The organism is Limnobacter sp. UBA7229 (assembly GCF_002473065.1).
GTDB lineage: Bacteria > Pseudomonadota > Gammaproteobacteria > Burkholderiales > Burkholderiaceae_B > Limnobacter > Limnobacter profundi.
Genome location: NZ_DKTN01000003.1, coordinates 200,787 through 215,663, shown reverse-complemented (window position 1 = coordinate 215,663; position 14,877 = coordinate 200,787). Strand labels below are relative to the sequence as shown.

The 14,877-nt window shown below is 52.7% G+C and carries 14 protein-coding genes and 1 tRNA gene; 11 read left to right on the top strand and 4 right to left on the bottom strand.

Features of this window, described 5'->3' with window-relative positions:
- Positions 1-5: 5 nt before the first annotated feature.
- Genes B4C79_RS01580 through wrbA form a run of 3 tightly spaced genes read right to left on the bottom strand, consistent with a single transcriptional unit; the run spans position 6 to position 2,429 of the window.
- The gene (locus B4C79_RS01580; RefSeq protein ID WP_291739795.1) at positions 6-1,436 is read right to left on the bottom strand and encodes an FAD-binding oxidoreductase; all 1,431 of its coding nucleotides are present in this window, start codon (positions 1,434-1,436) and stop codon (positions 6-8) included.
- A 4-nt stretch (positions 1,437-1,440) separates the two neighbouring features.
- On the bottom strand, positions 1,441-1,824 hold the full coding sequence (locus tag B4C79_RS01575) for a DUF2069 domain-containing protein (RefSeq protein WP_105029424.1): 384 nt from the start codon (positions 1,822-1,824) through the stop codon (positions 1,441-1,443).
- The gene (wrbA, locus tag B4C79_RS01570; RefSeq protein WP_171099650.1) at positions 1,824-2,429 is read right to left on the bottom strand and encodes an NAD(P)H:quinone oxidoreductase; all 606 of its coding nucleotides are present in this window, start codon (positions 2,427-2,429) and stop codon (positions 1,824-1,826) included. The genes B4C79_RS01575 and wrbA overlap by 1 nt, the downstream gene beginning before the upstream one ends.
- A 14-nt stretch (positions 2,430-2,443) precedes the next feature.
- Between wrbA and B4C79_RS01565 the strand changes: the two genes are divergently transcribed.
- The 10 genes from B4C79_RS01565 (at position 2,444) to B4C79_RS01520 (ending at position 12,070) form a co-directional block, all read left to right on the top strand.
- Complete coding sequence (locus tag B4C79_RS01565) at positions 2,444-3,847, top strand: YihY family inner membrane protein (RefSeq protein ID WP_171099648.1); 1,404 nt, start codon at positions 2,444-2,446, stop codon at positions 3,845-3,847.
- A gap of 179 nt (positions 3,848-4,026) precedes the next feature.
- Positions 4,027-4,260: an RNA chaperone Hfq gene (gene hfq, locus B4C79_RS01560; protein WP_008248719.1), complete on the top strand. Its 234-nt coding sequence runs from the start codon at positions 4,027-4,029 to the stop codon at positions 4,258-4,260.
- 36 nt (positions 4,261-4,296) lie between these two features.
- A complete protein-coding gene (hflX, locus tag B4C79_RS01555) occupies positions 4,297-5,418 on the top strand; it encodes a GTPase HflX (protein WP_105029421.1) in 1,122 nt (373 codons plus the stop codon).
- Positions 5,419-5,454: 36 nt separating this feature from the next.
- Positions 5,455-6,753, top strand: coding sequence for an FtsH protease activity modulator HflK (gene hflK, locus B4C79_RS01550; RefSeq protein WP_105029420.1), 1,299 nt, complete (start codon positions 5,455-5,457; stop codon positions 6,751-6,753).
- Between the two features lie 2 nt (positions 6,754-6,755).
- Positions 6,756-7,622, top strand: coding sequence for a protease modulator HflC (gene hflC, locus B4C79_RS01545; protein ID WP_168427011.1), 867 nt, complete (start codon positions 6,756-6,758; stop codon positions 7,620-7,622).
- Between the two features lie 69 nt (positions 7,623-7,691).
- Positions 7,692-7,871 carry a DUF2065 domain-containing protein gene (locus B4C79_RS01540; protein WP_105029418.1) on the top strand — a complete coding sequence of 60 codons (180 nt, stop codon included), beginning with the start codon at positions 7,692-7,694 and terminating at the stop codon, positions 7,869-7,871.
- 27 nt (positions 7,872-7,898) lie between these two features.
- The gene (locus B4C79_RS01535; protein WP_291743228.1) at positions 7,899-9,101 is read left to right on the top strand and encodes an ATP phosphoribosyltransferase regulatory subunit; all 1,203 of its coding nucleotides are present in this window, start codon (positions 7,899-7,901) and stop codon (positions 9,099-9,101) included.
- A complete protein-coding gene (locus tag B4C79_RS01530) occupies positions 9,098-10,399 on the top strand; it encodes an adenylosuccinate synthase (RefSeq protein WP_105029417.1) in 1,302 nt (433 codons plus the stop codon). The genes B4C79_RS01535 and B4C79_RS01530 overlap by 4 nt, the downstream gene beginning before the upstream one ends.
- 17 nt (positions 10,400-10,416) lie before the next feature.
- Positions 10,417-10,893: a phosphoribosyltransferase gene (locus B4C79_RS01525; RefSeq protein ID WP_171099642.1), complete on the top strand. Its 477-nt coding sequence runs from the start codon at positions 10,417-10,419 to the stop codon at positions 10,891-10,893.
- Between the two features lie 145 nt (positions 10,894-11,038).
- Positions 11,039-12,070: a DUF481 domain-containing protein gene (locus B4C79_RS01520; protein ID WP_291743234.1), complete on the top strand. Its 1,032-nt coding sequence runs from the start codon at positions 11,039-11,041 to the stop codon at positions 12,068-12,070.
- Positions 12,071-12,219: 149 nt separating this feature from the next.
- Here the strand turns inward: B4C79_RS01520 and B4C79_RS01515 are convergent.
- Positions 12,220-12,306 (bottom strand) — tRNA-Leu (locus B4C79_RS01515).
- Positions 12,307-12,350: 44 nt separating this feature from the next.
- On the opposite strand from B4C79_RS01515, the gene rnr reads away from it, so the two are divergent.
- Positions 12,351-14,867, top strand: coding sequence for a ribonuclease R (gene rnr, locus B4C79_RS01510; RefSeq protein WP_171099638.1), 2,517 nt, complete (start codon positions 12,351-12,353; stop codon positions 14,865-14,867).
- Positions 14,868-14,877 lie beyond the last annotated feature (10 nt).

The following is a 14,877-nucleotide window of genomic DNA, read 5'->3' as shown; positions in this document are numbered from 1 at the left end:
CGGCATTACAGCAAAACCAGCTTGCCGGGGTTCAGCAGGTTTTTAGGATCCATGGCCTGTTTGATGGCTTTGAATGCAGCATAGTTGCTGGCACTCGTAATATCTCGCAGTAGTTCGGCTTTCAACTGCCCAATGCCATGTTCAGCCGATACGGTGCCGCCGCACCGCAGAATCGCGTCGTGCACCAAATTGTTGAGCAAACTTTGGTGTTGTTTCAGAAATTCTGCAGAGTCGCTGCCTGTTGGGGCTGACAAATTGAAGTGCAGGTTGCCATCGCCCAAATGGCCAAACAGCACTGGCTGAACATCGACACCATGCTCTGCTATGTCATTCAGGGCCATGTTGTGGAATGTCGGCAGCTGCGACACCGCACACGCCACATCATGTTTCACATTCAAACCCGCTTTGGCTTGTGCCTCGGATATGTTTTCTCGCAAGGCCCAAAAGGTTTCAATGTCTCGCCCGCTTTGGGCAATGGCGATGTTGCGTACCCCGGGTATCTCTTCCAACATCGCCTCGAGTGTTCTGGCGACTTGTTCACGCAAGGCGGTTTCGGAACCCAATGAGGTGAATTCAGCGAGCACATGGTCTACTGCGCCTGGGCAGGTTGGCGCACGGGCAGGAAAATGGGTTTGAACCACATCAATTGCATTGGCGTTCATCCATTCGTAGCCGCTGAGTTCACCAAACAAGCGGCTTTGTACGAAGCCCAATGCGTCTACAGCAGTTTGAATGTTGTCCACATTCAGCCACGCAACGCAGCGGCTTTTGGGGGCAGGGTACACCTTCATGCAGGCAGTGGTTACCACTCCCAAAGTGCCTTCCGAGCCAATCAACAAATGGCGCAGGTCATAGCCAGTGTTGTTTTTGCGAAGTCCCCGCAAATCACCACACAACTCGCCCTGTGCATTCACATACTCCAGTCCAAGGCACAATTCGCGGGTGTTGCCATAACGCAGTACGGCCACGCCCCCTGCATTGCTGGCCAGGTTGCCGCCCAGGGTGCAGGTGCCCTCTGAGGCCAGGCTGAGGGGAAACAGAAAGCCGTGTGCCTCTGCGTACTCCTGAATTTCGTGCAGTGTGTAACCTGCACTCGCGGTCAGGGTCAAGTTGTTTTCATCCAGCTTCAGTACTTCGCGAATGCGCCCTGTTTTAAGAACCACATGCGGTCGTTTTTCTGCGTTGTTATCTGCCACGGGCACCGCACCACCCACCAGGCCAGTGTTGCCGCCTTGGGTTGAAATGGCCACATTGAATGCATCGCATGTTTTTACAATCGCCTGTACCTGTCGGGTACTCAGGGGTTCCAGAACAGCCAGCGCAGTGGTGCAGTAGCGTTTGCGCCAGTCGGTACAGGTTTGGGCAATGTAGGCTGCCTCAGTATTAATCAGCAGCCCTGGAACCTGTTTGCGCAATTGTTCAAGAAATTCATTCATGCGTTCAAGCAACCTTGGTTTTGGGTACTTTGTAGGTACGGGCAAACACGCTGACGCTGGCAAAAAGCACGATGGTCAAAAGCACTTCCAGCCCGGCCATTAACTGCGAGGCTAGCGCCGGGTCAGAAGTTGCGCGTGTGGCACCTTCTGCAAAGTATAGCCACAGCAGCAGTGATGTGGCTTGGTAGGTTCGCACGCGTTGTTTGAATATGCCGGGCACCACCAGCAGCAAAGGCAAAACCTTCAGCACAAGCCAGCTGCCGCCGGGGCGAATGGGTGCAACGAAAAGCTCCCAAGCCACGCACAGGGCAATTAATGCCAACAGGCTGCTGACGGTTGCCCAGTAGGCCTTCTTGCGGGTCAAATCAACTTCGGGGGTGCTGCTCATCAAGATTTATCCATGTGTTGTAGTGCCAGTGCTGCTTTGGCAAGGCGTGCACCTTGCGCTCGGGCAAGAGTTTTTTCATGTTCAGAAATTGGGTGCTGGCCTTGTCCACCCGCCCAATGGGTCACGCCATAGGGCGTGCCGCCAGTGCGGGTGTCATTCAAAGCTTGCTCGGAATAGGGAATGCCCAGCCAAAGCATGCCATGGTGTATCAAGGGCAAAGCCATGCTGGTCAGCGTGGTTTCCTGCCCACCATGCAAACTGCCAGTGCTGGTAAACACGCAAAAGGGTTTGTTGATCAAATCGCCAGCCAGCCAGGTTCCAACCGTACCATCCAGAAAATACTTCATGGGGGCGGCCATGTTGCCAAACCGTGTCGGTGAGCCCATGGCAAGGCCAGCGCATTCTTTCAAGTCAGCCGGCTCTGCATAGGGTGGGCCCTGTTCGGGAATGTCGGATTCAGTGGCTTCTGTGTTCGCAGATACCGCGGGTACTGTTCGAATTCTTGCCGAAACACCTTTCACGGAGTCTACGCCCTGTGCAATTTCGCGGGCCAGCTGCGCAGTTGCGCCATGGCGGCTGTAATACAAGACCAATACTTCAATCATGCTTAGGGGTTATCATGGGGACTGTTGGAAACCCTATTGTATCGAAGCGCATGAGTTCAGCCGCACCTTCCGAAACAACTGAGACCAAGAGTTTCAAAGCCATCGGCAAATCGACCGAAGAGAGTCAAACACGCCGTGCACGCTTTATGCGTGGTGCCCGCCGTGCTTTCAGCGTGGCCGATGTTGAACTGTCACCGCTGAATTTGCGCTGGTGGATCGCGTTTACACGCCTGGTGAGCCAGCGCATCAGCGAACAGCGCTTGCCGCAGGTGGCTGCCAGCCTCACCTTTACCACGGTGCTGTCCTTGGTACCATTGGCCACGGTGGTGCTGGCCATATTCACGGCATTTCCGATGTTTGACCGTTTGCAGTTGTCGCTTCAGGGCTATTTGATCGACAGCTTTTTTCCCGAAACCTTGTCTGAAACCATTTTGACTTATGTCACCCAGTTTTCTGACAAAGCAAAGGGGCTGACCGCAATTGGTATTGTGTTTCTGGTGATTACTGCATTAACCACCATGTTCACGGTGGATAGGGTATTCAATCAAATCTGGAACGTGAAGCGTCAACGCTCGACCATGAACAAGGTGGTGTTGTATTGGGCGGTCTTGTCGCTGGCGCCAGTGCTGATCGGGCTGAGCATCAGCGTATCCACTGCACTGATCGGTGAAACCATGGCGGGTGTGAACCCTGTGTTGGGCGGCATGTTTCCCGCGCTTAATCTGATACCGTTGACTTTGACGGTGCTGGCTTTTGCCTTTATTTATCGCATTGTTCCGAATAGGGCTGTGCATTGGAAAGACGCCTTGGTGGGCGGGGTACTGGCTGCGGTTTTGTTTGAAATCTCCAAGCGGGCGTTTGCTGCCTACATCACGCATTTTCCAAGTTACACGGCTTTGTATGGCGCTTTGGCGGCATTTCCAATCTTTTTGCTCTGGATTTACGTGAGTTGGATTATTGTGTTGCTGGGGGCCAGCACCGTTGCGGCTTTGCCTGTGGCCCGCACTGGTTATTGGAACCCTAGTAACCGCCCCGGTGAAAGGTGGTTGCAAGGTTTGAGTGTTTTGGTTGAACTGGAAAAGTCGCGGCAGCAGGAAAAGCCGGGCATGACCATGGAAGAGTTGCGGGTGTTTGCCAAGGTGCCGCCCGACCAACTGGACGAGATCCTGAGCTTGTTGATTGACCATGGAGTGATCGGTCTTCTGGCGATTGTGCGGGGTGATGATCGCTTTGCCCTGATTTGCGACCCCGCCAATATCAGCGCCGAAGTGGTGGCAAAAGCGCTTTGGTACGATCCCTCACTGACCTCAGAATGGGCCGCTCGCTTGCCCCAGTCCACCGCGAAGCTGACCGAGTTTCAGGAGGAGTTTATTCGGCGTCCCCGCTTGTCTCAATGGCTTGAGTTAACTCCTTGTTAAGCGGGTGATGTCAACGGGAATCACTCTCTGGCGTTGGATTTGAACTTTTTGTGAAAAAAGAGTGTCCATATCAACAAAAGAAGGGCTTACGTTTGGCACCCATAAGCGCTTTCTGTAAACTAAGCGTGACGAGCCAAAAGCTCTGACATTTAATAATATCAACACAGTCTGGAGCTGTTATGAGTAACAAAGGGCAACTACTACAAGACCCCTTCCTCAATTTGCTGCGCAAAGAGCATGTACCCGTGTCCATTTACCTGGTCAACGGCATCAAGCTTCAAGGCCAAATCGAGTCTTTCGATCAATACGTGGTTCTGCTGCGTAATACCGTAACCCAAATGGTCTACAAGCACGCAATTTCAACTGTTGTGCCCGGCCGTTCAGTGACATTCACCCCCGAGGTGAAGGAGTAAACTTATCTTCACTTGCCAATTTTTCCGCGGTTTGAAATGACGCGTAGTTCCTTGGTTGCACTTGACCTAGGTCAACACGAGTTCCGCGAAAGTGTCGATGAGCTTGCCCTACTGGCCACCTCTGCGGGTGCAGAGGTGATTGGCGTTTTCGTGTCCAAACGGCGTTCCCCCGACTCAGCCACTTTCATTGGCTCCGGCAAGGTGCAGGAAATACTTGCGCATTGCGAGGCCGAAGAAGTTGAACTTGTCATCTTCAATCACAGCCTGAGTCCTGCTCAACAGCGAAATCTTGAAAATGCGCTTGGGCGTCGTGTAATCGACCGCACTGGTCTGATTCTCGATATTTTTGCCATTCGGGCACGCAGTTTCGAGGGCAAATTGCAGGTTGAATTGGCCCAGCTTCAGTACATGGCCTCGCGCTTGGTGCGTGGCAACGCGAATTTGTATGGCCAGCAGGGTGGTATCGGCATGCGTGGTCCGGGTGAAACCCAGCTTGAAACAGACCGCCGTCTGATTGGCGTGAAGGTCAAGCAGCTGAAAACCAGGCTCGAGAAGCTTCAGAAACAGCGTCAAACCCAGCGCCGTCAACGCGAGCGGCGCGGGCAGTTCACGGTTGCGATCGTGGGTTATACCAATGCTGGTAAAAGCACTTTGTTCAATGCCATTGCAAGCGACAAGGCGTATGCCGCAGACCAACTGTTCGCCACATTGGACACGACTACACGCCGCGTGTGGCTTGCACCCAAGGTGGACATGGCCTTGTCGGATACCGTTGGTTTTATTCGCGATTTGTCACATTCCCTGGTAGACGCCTTCAAGGCTACTCTGGAAAGTGCGGTGCATGCCGATGTGTTGTTGCATGTTGTCGATGTGAGCTCGCCGGTTCGGCACAGTCAAATCGACGAAGTCAACAAAGTGTTGCAAGAGATTGAAGCGGGGGATGTTCCACAGGTGATCATCTGGAACAAAATAGACGCCTGCGAGCGTTCCGTGGAAGTCGAGCGCGACGGCGATGGTAAGATTTTGTCCGTGGCGGTGAGTGCGCGCTACGGGCTTGGCATTGCAGAATTGCGTGAATGTCTGACTGAACTTGCTGGCAACTTTTATGCTCAAAGTCGGGGTGCAGACACGCAGTCAGATGAATTGCAGTGGGCCTGAACGTCAACAACTAATTTTTCAGCAGTAGGAACAAGCATGTCAATGAATGATCCGGATTGGGGCAGAAATTCATCGGGTAATCAAAACAACGATGAACCCGCAAAGCCTCAAGATCAAGACAATCGCCGTCCCGGTGGCCGTCAGGACGGCCCCCCCGATCTTGACGAACTATGGCGCGACTTCAACAGCAGGCTGAATCGCCTGTTCGGCAAGAAGGGCGGCAATGGCGGTGGCCCGCGTGGTCCACTCGGCGGTGGCGGCAGTGGCGGTCCAAGCATGGAAAATGCCGGCAAGGGCTTCACTGCCGTGATCGTTGTCGCGGTGCTGGTGTGGCTGGCGAGCGGCTTTTACATTGTTCAGGAAGGTCGCGAAGGTGTGGTATTGCAGTTTGGTAAATACCACCACACCTCAATGCCCGGTTTCCAGTGGCGCATGCCTTACCCGATTCAGTCGCACGAGGTGGTGAACTCCTCCCAGGTGCGCATTGTTGAAGTGGGTTATCGCAACGACGTGAAAAGCAAGGTACTGCGCGAAGCGCTGATGCTGACTGAAGATGAAAACATCATCGACATTCAGTTTGCGGTTCAATATCGCCTGAAAGATGCAGGTGATTACCTGTTTAACACCATTGATCCCGACGAAACCGTAAAAATGGCTGCTGAAACGGCCATTCGCGAGGTGGTGGGTCGCAGCAAAATGGACTTTGTGCTGTACGAGGGCCGAGAGCAAATCGCCTTGAACACGGCCGAAGTGATGCAGGAAATCCTGGACAAATACGGTACCGGTATTTTGGTATCGAGCGTGACGGTTCAGGGTGTTCAACCCCCGGAACAGGTACAAGCAGCGTTTGACGATGCCGTGAAGGCCGGCCAGGATCGCGAGCGTTTGAAAAACGACGGTGAGGCGTATGCAAACGATGTGATTCCGCGTGCCCGAGGCAATGCAGCCCGCTTGCTGGAAGAAGCGAATGGTTATCGCGAACGCGTGGTTGCCCAGTCCGAGGGTGATTCAGCCCGCTTCAAGGCAATTTTGACCGAATACGAGAAAGCTCCCAAAGTTACACGTGATCGCTTGTACATCGACGCGATGCAGGAAATTTATACCAACGTAACCAAGGTTATTGTTGATTCAAAGGGAAACAGCCAACTTCTGTATTTGCCTTTGGACAAATTGATTGAGAAAACTGGTTCCTCGGGCGCTGAAAGCAGTGCGACATCTGCCGCCGCTGCTGCCAAAGCCGCAGAAACCAGCCCATCTGCACCACGTGCTGCCAATGATGGATTTGACACTAGCATTCGCGATGCCATGCGCAATCGTGACCGGGGAGCTCGTTAATCATGCCTAAGATTTTTGTAGTAGTAGCGGCTGCGTTGATCGGCTTTTTTGTGGCCAACACCTGCCTTTATGTTGTCGATCAACGGCAATACGCCATTGTGTTTGCTTTGGGTCAGGTTGAGGAAGTGCGCCAGGAGCCTGGTTTGTACTTCAAGCTGCCAGCGCCTTTCCAGAATGTTATTTTTCTGGACAAGCGGATTCAAACCATTGACACACCCGAACCAGAGCGTTTCATTACTTCTGAGAAGAAAAACCTCTTGATTGATTCTTATATCAAGTGGCGAATTATTGATCCTCGTTTGTATTTTGTTCGCTTGAGCGGAGATTCCCGCCTGGCACAAAGCCGCATGTCTCAAGTGGTCAAGTCTGCCTTGAACGAGGAAATTACGAAGCGCACCGTGCCCCAAATGGTTTCCGGCGAGCGCACCACTGTGATGAACACGGTGGTGGAAAAGGTCAAGGACGAAGCTGCGGAAATTGGCGTGGAAATTCTGGATGTTCGCTTAAAGCGCGTGGATTTGCTGCCCGAAGTCAGTGAATCGGTGTTCCGCCGTATGGAAGCAGAACGTAAGCGGGTGGCCAACGACCTGCGCGCCACAGGTGCAGCGGAGGCCGAGCAAATTCGTGCGGATGCAGACCGCCAGGTGGTTGTAATTTTGGCTGAAGCCTACAGAGAAGCACAAACTATCAAGGGGGAGGGTGATGCAAAGGCCGGTTCGATTTATAATGCCGCTTTTGGTCGCAATCCCGAGTTCTATTCCTTTTATCGCAGTCTGGATGCCTACAAGAAGTCTTTGACATCCAAGTCTGATGTGATGGTGGTTGATCCGCAGTCTGATTTCTTCAAGTTTTTGCAGAAAACGCAATAACTTGGGCTTTCGTGCGCTTGCGTTGGTTAATCACCTTCGCTTGAAAGGTCTGGCTCTGGGGAAACTGATATGAGCGAGACCTTTTGGTTGGCTTTGGCCCTCGTGTTCATTCTCGAGGGCTTTATGCCTTTTCTGTTTCCAAAACAATGGAAAGAGACCTTTCTCAAGATTGCCTCGCTCACAGAAGGTCAAATACGATTTGTGGGGCTGGTGGCGATTCTCATCGGTATCACGCTTTTTTTGTTGTAAAACACTCGTTTAAGAGTTGGAATAGTCATGTCTGCTTGGCTTTTGCCAGAGTCTGTCGCCGATGTATTGCCTTCCGAGGCCCGGCGAATTGAAGAATTGCGACGGTCCTTGCTGGACCGCTTTCGCGTATACGGCTACGAGTTGGTAATGCCTCCCATGCTGGAGTACACAGAATCACTGCTTGGCAATGCCGATGCATCCCTGAATTTGCAAACTTTCAAGTTGCTGGACCAGGCCAGTGGGCGCATGTTGGGCTTGCGGGCTGACACAACACCCCAAGTGGCCCGCATTGATGCCCACATTTTGAACCGGAAGGGCGTAACCCGTCTTTGTTATTGCGGCCCAGTGCTGCACACGCAGGCCTTGGGTTTGCATAACACCCGTGAACCGCTGCAATGTGGTGCTGAGCTTTATGGTTGTGGCGGTATTGAAGCCGACCTTGAGATATTGAACTTGGCTGTAGACACATTGAACTTGTCGGGCTTGAAGGGTTACCGCCTGGCTTTGTCCCATGCTGGCTTGCTGGCTGCTGTGGTGGATGGTGAGGGGCTGACTGACAATCTGATTCGTCATTTGCACGATTGCCTTGCTCAAAAAGACAGACCTGCCCTGGAAGCATTGTTGGTCGAAGTCTCCGCCGCCTGCAAGGCCAATGTGCTGGCTTTGTTGAGTCTCTATGGCTCAGTCGGTGGCAGCAATTGTGTGTTGAACCGGGCAGCCGAGACATTGCCTCGTAACCCCAAGGTGGGTGCAGTTCTGAATGAATTGCGCACCCTGATTGCGCGTCTGCAGGAAACCGTGTCGGCCATGCCTGCACTCATTCTCGATTTGGCGGACCTGGCCAGTTTTGATTATCACAGCGGTCTGATTTTTTCAGCTTACGTAGAAGGTTGTCCCAATGCAGTGCTGCGTGGTGGCCGCTATGACGATGTGGGTGCCGTGTATGGCCGAGCCCGTCCTGCCACCGGCTTCTCGGTGGATTTGCGCGAACTGGTGTCTTTGCAGGCTGTGCATTCCAAGCCCAAAACAGCCATTCGCGCTCCCTGGGTTTATGACACTGAATTAATGGCTGTGATTCGCGAATTGCGCAGTCAGGGCGAGGTGGTGCTTCAGTCGCTGCCCAATACCGCCCAAGAGGAAGAAGAGTTTGTATGTGATCGGCAGCTTGTACAGGCCAACGCCGTGTGGAAAGTGGTGCCGATTGGCATGAATCAGGAGAAATTGAAATGAGTTTTCGAAATGTGGTTGTGATTGGTACCCAGTGGGGTGACGAAGGCAAGGGCAAGGTGGTGGACTGGTTGACTGACCATGCCCAAGGCGTTGTTCGTTTTCAGGGTGGCCACAATGCGGGCCACACACTGGTAATTGGTGGCAAGAAAACCATTTTGCGCCTCATTCCTTCCGGTATTTTGCGTCCTGAAGTTCAGGTTTACATCGGAAACGGTGTCGTGCTGTCACCAGAAGCGTTGCTGAGCGAGATTGACGAGCTTCAGGCTGGCGGCATTTCGGTTGAAAGCCGTTTGAAAATCAGCGAAACCTGCCCATTGATCCTGGACCACCACATTGCGCTGGACAAAGCACGCGAGGCCAAGCGCGGCGACGCGAAAATTGGTACCACTGGCCGTGGCATTGGCCCTGCCTATGAAGACAAGGCCGCACGCCGTGCACTGCGAGTTCAGGATCTGTTTCATCCCGAGAAATTCCGCGCCAAGCTGGATGAGGTGCTGGATTACCACAACTTTGTATTGACCCAATATTTGGGGGCTGAGCCTGTTGACGCTCAAGTGGTATTCGACAAAGCCATGGCGCTGGCACCCCGAATCAAGAACATGGTGGCTGACGTGCCAACCCTGCTGCAACAGGCCAATGAGGAAGGCAAAAACCTGTTGTTCGAAGGTGCGCAAGGCGCCTTGCTTGATATCGACCACGGTACTTTCCCCTTCGTGACCAGCTCCAACTGTATCGCCGGTGCGGCTTCGCCTGGCGCAGGTGTTGGCCCGCAGCGTTTGCAGTATGTGTTGGGTATTACCAAGGCCTACGCAACACGCGTTGGGTCAGGTCCTTTCCCCACCGAGCTGTTTTGCGAGAAGGGCATGTACCTGGCCAAGAAGGGCAATGAGTTTGGTTCTGTAACAGGCCGCCCACGTCGTTGTGGCTGGTTTGATGCTGCGGCTTTGCGCCGTACCATTCAGTTGAACGGTGTTTCTGGCCTGTGTATTACCAAGCTTGACGTGCTGGATGGCATGGAAACCATTCAAATGTGCGTGGGCTACGAACTGGCCGACGGCACCACCACCAACATTCTTCCTTTCGGCAGCGACAAAGTGGAAGGCTGCAAGCCTATTTTCGAGACTTTCCCGGGTTGGAAAGGCACCACTTTCGGCGTGAAGCAGTTTGATGACTTGCCAGAAGAGGCAAAGATTTATCTTAAGCGCATGGAAGCAGTGTGCGGTGTGCCTGTGGACATGATCTCGACTGGCCCGGACCGTGACGAAACCATTGTGCTTCGTCACCCCTACAAAGCCTGAATAAGAAGCTCTGGCGCATGAGCGACAAGCTACACATCGATTATGCCCAGTACCACCACCTGATTGATCGGGTGGTGGATGCCGTCAAAAACTCGGGCTTTCAGCCAGATTGCGTGCTCGGGGTTTCTCGGGGTGGTCTTTTTCTGGCGGATGGCTTGTCTCGTTCTTTGCGCAAGCCCATGGCTGTCATCGCTGCATCGTCTTATCGTGGTGGCGAAGGAACCAGCCAGGGTGAATTGCAGATTTCTGCCAGTATCGCATCAGTTGGGCCGGTGAGTGGCAAGGTGCTTTTGGTGGATGATCTCGCAGACACTGGGCACACCTTAAAGGCCTTGTGTGAGTACCTGCGCACAATTTGCCCCACTATCACCGAGATGAAAACCGCGGTGGTTTGGGTAAAGCCAGGCTCTGTTTTCAAACCTGATTTTGCCGCTGAATATCTTGAGTCCGATGTCTGGATTGTGCAGCCTTTTGAAACCCGCGACTTTCTCTGAATCCCCTCTGAACATCTTGTATTAACTCCTCTCATAAGTACCTCATTTGTGGTCTAAAAAGGCTTAAAAATCGATGTGTTATCCTATGGGTCCATTTACCTGCCAAGGAGACATCGGGACAATGCCTGTCTTAAAAGAAGTAAACGTGAAAAATTTCCCCCTTGTGTTCAAATTTGCGCCCGCCTGTGCAGTTGTACTTTCCCTGTTCAGTAGCCCGGTTATCGCAGCCAATGTGGTGTTGAAAAACGGCGATCGTCTTACCGGCGAGATTGTGAAGCTAAGCGACAACATTCTTACCTTCAAGTCCCCCTTGTTCGGAGAAGTTGAACTGCCGTGGAAGCAAGTTCTTGAATTGCAGTCGGATGATGGCGTCACGGTGAAGCTGAAGGACGGCAGCACCGCAAAGGGCAAGGTGACTTTGAGTCAGCAGGGTGAGCTGGTGATTGATCAAGGTGATTTGGGGCGCACCAAGCCCCTGCCAAGGGCCGATATAGCGATGTTTAATCCGCCTGTGGTTGATCACTCGGTGAAATACAGTGGAAGAGCCAACTTGGGTGGCGTATTCAATAGGGGTAACTCGGAAGACGATGCCCTGAATTTTGATGCGGAGTTGATTGCCCGAACCCCAGAGAACAGATACACGCTGGCAGCTGAGGTGAACGAGGCAGAGTCTGCAGGGGTGACCACCACTTCGAACCGATACTTGCTAACCCAGTACGATGCATTTCTCAGCGAAAAAGATTACCTGTTTGTGAACGCCAAAGGCGAGCAGGACAAATTGGCTGACTTGAATTTGAGAACCTCGCTGGGTGCTGGTTATGGTTATCAGTTTTTTGAAACCGAGCGTGCCAAGTTATCAACAGAATATGGTTTGGCTTACATCAACGAAGATTATATTGTTGCCCCAGACGAGTCGTTTCCGTCATTAAGCCTGGGATTGGACTATGAGCGAAAATTCTGGAACAAACGCCTGGTGTTTTTCAACAACAATGATTTGTCGGTAAGCCTTGAGGACATTGCTGACGCTTTGTTCAAAACCAAAGTAGGTTTGCGTGTTCCGATTGTTGAAAATGTGAATGTGGCCACGCAAGTGAATGTGGATTATGACAACATGCCGCCACCCGGCGTGAAGAAAACCGACAGCAGCCTGATTTTCAGCGTGGGTTATGGTTTTTAGGTGAAATTTTTTGGCGAATTTGTGTTGCAAACACCAGCGGCAATGCAAATTCGCAAAGCGCTTTGGAAATTCAGAATTAAAGCGGGGAAAGTGCTGTACACTGCGTTGAAACGCGTAAGTGAAGATAAAACTGGTGAAGAGAAAACTGCTGGTGCCCAGGAGAGGACTCGAACCTCCACAGTGTTACCACCACTAGGACCTGAACCTAGCGCGTCTACCAATTCCGCCACCTGGGCACAGGTGCGAGCCGTGAATTCTAATGAAATAAATAAATTTGTCAATGCATAAAACAGAAATAAAAATTCCAAGTCGTGAAGACATCCTGGCTGTACTGCGCCAAGCGCAAGCCCCCTTAACCCGCGAACAGGTTTTTGAGCACCTTAAACTCACCGAAGATCAAATCCCCATTATTGAAAAACGCCTGAACGCCATGGAGCGTGATGGTCAATTAATGCCCAACAGAAAGGGCATGTTGTTGCTTTCTACCAAGCTTGATTTCGTAGCCGGCCGAGTGGCTGGTCACCGTGACGGTTTCGGTTTTCTGGTTCGTGATGATCGCGGACCAGACGCCTTTCTTTCCCCGCGCGAGATGCAAAAAGTACTGCATGGCGACCGCGTGCTGGTGCGAATTACCGGCACCGACCACCGTGGCAAGCCCGAAGGAACCATTGTTGAGGTCACGGAACGTAAAACCAATCGCCTGGTTGGACGACTGGTGTCTGAGCGCGGCATTTTGCTGGTTATTCCTGAAGACCAGCGCATCAAGCACGACATTCTGGTGTCGCCAAAAGATGTGGGCAATGCCACACCTGGAAAAGTAGTCACTGTCGAAATTATCGAACAACCCACGCGTCATTCACAGCCAATTGGCAAAGTGGCTGAAGTTCTTGGCGAGCTGGACGATCCCGGCATGGAAATCGAGATTGCGGTGCGCAAATTTGATGTGCCGCATGAATTCAACCTGATGACCATGAACCAGGCTGAAAGTATTCCCAATGAAGTGGAATACAAAGACCTGAAAGGCCGAGTTGATTTGCGCGATGTGCCTTTTGTAACCATTGATGGAGAAGACGCCCGCGACTTTGATGATGCGGTTTATTGCACCCCTTCAAACGACACCAAAGGCGGTTGGCGTTTGCTGGTGGCCATTGCTGATGTAAGCCACTATGTGTTGCCCGGCACACCGATTGACCAGGAGGCAACCAAGCGTGGCACCTCGGTGTATTTCCCGCGCCGGGTCATTCCCATGTTGCCAGAGAAACTGTCGAACGGTTTGTGTTCGCTGAACCCCGGCGTGGATCGCTTGGTGTTGGTGTGCGACATGATTATTGGCCCCAAAGGTGCGATCAAGGCCTACCAGTTTTACAACGCAGTGATCCACTCTGCGGCTCGCCTGACTTATAACCAGGTTTGGGATGCGCTCACTGATCCGCAAAGCCTTACCGCCAAAGCAATGGGCCACGTGTACGGCGATGTCGAAAACCTGTACACGCTGTTCAAGGTGTTGTTTGAGTCGCGCCAGCGTCGCGGTGCCATGGAAATTGACACGGTTGAAACCCAGGTGATGCTCGACCCCGATGGCAAGATCGACAAAATTGTGCCCAAGCGCCGCAACGATGCACACCGTTTGATTGAAGAATGCATGCTGGCCGCCAATGTGTGCGCAGCCGATTTTCTGGAACGCAGCAAACACCCCAGTTTGTACCGAGTGCATGAGGGACCAACGGTTGAGAAATTGCAAAACCTGCGTGCATTTTTGCGCTCAGTGGGCTTGACGCTGGATGGCGGTGACGACCCCACCAGCATGGATTATGCGAACCTGATGAAAAAGATTCAGGGGCGCCCCGATCAAGCCTTGCTTCAAACCATGATGCTGCGCTCGATGCAGCAAGCCATTTATACCCCGCACAACAGTGGTCACTTCGGCTTGGCGTACCCAGCCTACGCGCACTTTACTTCGCCCATTCGCCGTTATCCCGATTTAATGGTCCACCGAAGCATCAAGGCTCTGTTGGCTGGCAAGCGTTATGTGCCGCTGCCACTGGATGAACGTGAATTCGAGGATTTCGACCCCAAGCGCCGCGTTGACAAGGCTGAGGAAATAGCCCGTTGGGATCAATCGGGTAACTGGTTTTCTTCCACTGAGCGTCGTGCGGATGAAGCCTCTCGCGATGTGATGTCCTGGCTGAAATGCTTTTTCATGAAAGAGCGTGTCGGTGACACCTTCCAGGGTCATGTTTCAGGTGTAACCAGCTTTGGTTTGTTCATTACACTCGATGCTTTGTATGTGGAAGGTTTGGTGCATGTGTCTGAATTGGGCACAGAATACTTCCAGTACAGCGACAGCCTGCATGAATTGCGTGGCGAGCGCAGCGGTATTCGCTACCGTCTGACTGATCCGATCAATGTGCAGGTGTCCAGGGTTGATCTGGATGCGCGTCGCATTGAATTCCGTTTGGTACAAGGCGTGAAGTTTGAAAGCCTGATGCGTGATCCAGGTTCAGCCAAGCCCAATGGCAAGGCGGGTAACCGGCCGCAGCGCCAGCAGGGCCGTCGCACCAATACCGCTCAAATGCAGCAGGCTGTGCAAGACGCAGGAAAAACCGCTCCTGTGTTGCCACCCGAAGAGGGAGCAACCACGCGTGGTGTGAACAAGAAGCGAGCCGCGGATGAATCGCGCAGCAAAGCTGCTGCCGAGAAGAAACGCAAGGAAGAAATTCAGAAAGCCAAGCGTGTCAGCCGTACTAAACCTGCCACAGGGTCTAAAATGCGCACTGCAGCGAAAAAATCTAGATAAGCGGAGCGTA

Excerpts from the sequence above, each read along its gene's own strand:
- B4C79_RS01580 (WP_291739795.1), bottom strand. The coding sequence starts at position 1,436 with ATGAATGAATTTCTTGAACAATTGCGCAAACAGGTTCCAGGGCTGCTG.
- B4C79_RS01575 (WP_105029424.1), bottom strand. The coding sequence starts at position 1,824 with ATGAGCAGCACCCCCGAAGTTGATTTGACCCGCAAGAAGGCCTACTGG.
- wrbA (WP_171099650.1), bottom strand. The coding sequence starts at position 2,429 with ATGATTGAAGTATTGGTCTTGTATTACAGCCGCCATGGCGCAACTGCG.
- B4C79_RS01565 (WP_171099648.1), top strand. The coding sequence starts at position 2,444 with ATGGGGACTGTTGGAAACCCTATTGTATCGAAGCGCATGAGTTCAGCC.
- hfq (WP_008248719.1), top strand. The coding sequence starts at position 4,027 with ATGAGTAACAAAGGGCAACTACTACAAGACCCCTTCCTCAATTTGCTG.
- hflX (WP_105029421.1), top strand. The coding sequence starts at position 4,297 with ATGACGCGTAGTTCCTTGGTTGCACTTGACCTAGGTCAACACGAGTTC.
- hflK (WP_105029420.1), top strand. The coding sequence starts at position 5,455 with ATGTCAATGAATGATCCGGATTGGGGCAGAAATTCATCGGGTAATCAA.
- hflC (WP_168427011.1), top strand. The coding sequence starts at position 6,756 with ATGCCTAAGATTTTTGTAGTAGTAGCGGCTGCGTTGATCGGCTTTTTT.
- B4C79_RS01540 (WP_105029418.1), top strand. The coding sequence starts at position 7,692 with ATGAGCGAGACCTTTTGGTTGGCTTTGGCCCTCGTGTTCATTCTCGAG.
- B4C79_RS01535 (WP_291743228.1), top strand. The coding sequence starts at position 7,899 with ATGTCTGCTTGGCTTTTGCCAGAGTCTGTCGCCGATGTATTGCCTTCC.
- B4C79_RS01530 (WP_105029417.1), top strand. The coding sequence starts at position 9,098 with ATGAGTTTTCGAAATGTGGTTGTGATTGGTACCCAGTGGGGTGACGAA.
- B4C79_RS01525 (WP_171099642.1), top strand. The coding sequence starts at position 10,417 with ATGAGCGACAAGCTACACATCGATTATGCCCAGTACCACCACCTGATT.
- rnr (WP_171099638.1), top strand. The coding sequence starts at position 12,351 with ATGCATAAAACAGAAATAAAAATTCCAAGTCGTGAAGACATCCTGGCT.